The 1,627-nt window shown below is 42.4% G+C and carries 1 protein-coding gene; it reads right to left on the reverse strand.

Annotation, left to right across the window (positions count from 1 at the left end):
* Positions 1 to 146: 146 nt before the first annotated feature.
* Positions 147 to 1,355 (reverse strand): transposase, encoded by a 1,209-nt coding sequence (locus ACO6V1_RS23845; RefSeq protein ID WP_422469066.1) that lies wholly within the window; start codon positions 1,353 to 1,355, stop codon positions 147 to 149.
* Between the last annotated feature and the right edge of the window lie 272 nt (positions 1,356 to 1,627).

The following is a 1,627-nucleotide window of genomic DNA, read 5'->3' on the forward strand; positions in this document are numbered from 1 at the left end:
CAGCTACTCCCGATGAATACACGTCAGCTGCCACAACCAGAAAACTGACATACTCATAATTTCTGAAAACACAAGAGAACCCTCAACTTTCGCTGCTAAGAAAAATAACTATCATCACCCTGAAAAATTCTGGCTATCTTGCCAAATCATGATGTGTCAAAAGCTATCTTTTGTGCTTTAGCACCATGGGCAATGGCTTTAAACAAACTGTCCCAGCTATCAATCATTAACGTGAGAAAGAAGCTGGTGATTTTCCTCCATAATCGCTTTCGTGTAGGCTTCTTTGGTTTATTTAAAGCCTGCTGAAATTTTGGACAAGAAAATTCCTGAATCTGATCAACCAGGAATGCGAGAAAAGTAAGGTAGGCGAAATTCGTAGCCAGATGTTTTTCGCCATGACCGTAATTGTGTTCAAGTTGATAGCCTTGATTTTTCAGGGTATTAAACGTTTCATTTTCAATGCGCCATCTACAACGGCCTCCTCGCATCACGGATTCAACGGTATCATCGGTTAATTCAAGATCAGTTACCCAGCACCAGACATGCTGGATCCCTTTTTTGTCGATTTCAATGTAATCCAGAACATTAACCCGCTCTGTTTCATCCTGAAGATTGAGGGGGACGTTATTGGCGTAGCGGAATTTATGAGTCGTGTTATTTTTCTCATCAACGATTTTGTGGTGATGAACCTGGCCTTCGTCATAAAGGGCATTCATGGCCTCAATAAGCGACACATGGTTACCATCTTTGGCCACGATAATATAGTGCCAGCCATGCTCTCTGATCAGAGCAATGGTAGGGTTGTCCGCATATAGACCATCCAGAAGAATCACCAGTTTCAGGCGTGGATGGTCATGTTTTGTCTGCGCCAGAAAACGTCTTATTGCCGCTTTTTCACAATCATTTTTTGTGGAACCATCCTGTCGGCAAATTGCTTCCGGCGCTAAAGGAATGACGGTTTTTCTGGAAGGGTGGACAATACAGCCCCCCATAATATTGTGGTAAAAGGTTTCACTTTTTTTGCCCTCGTTTTTAATGCAGCAGTCATCACAGCGGCAGGTTCCCGAATAAAAGAGACCCGTACCATCAATAGGAAGCAGATAAAGATCTTTCAACTTGCCACATTCGAATGCATAAGCTTGCAGAGCACCATTGCGCTGAACGACAGAAAACAATTCTTTAAACGGCGTCTTCAACCCGAGTGGATTAACCGGGTCAACAACCTCTCTCATTCTGGTATCGGAGGGAACTTTGCCATCTTTTACGTGATAGAGCTTTTCAAGATTATGACAGCAGATTTCATCAAGCCGCTCTTCATCAAACCCTAATAGTGAATCGAACTTTTGATGCATCATCGCAAAAGCAGATTTCAGAAAGTTAGGAAAGGGTATCACGCATTTATTTGGACGATGATCTGGAATGCTGTCGAAGCATTCTGATACCTTTTTTATCAAGTAAGAAGCACTGAATTGCCTGACATTTTTCTGAATAGCCGTACCCATGACTGACTCGACGACAATGATTGAGTAATATGCAATTTTAGTCGAAGAATTGTGCGGGCATGATTTTTTTACCTCTTCTGTATCTCTCGTGGCTGTAGTGCTTCAGGATTCATCGGGAATTACTG

Source organism: Endozoicomonas sp. ALC013, from assembly GCF_049310205.1.
Lineage (GTDB): Bacteria > Pseudomonadota > Gammaproteobacteria > Pseudomonadales > Endozoicomonadaceae > Endozoicomonas.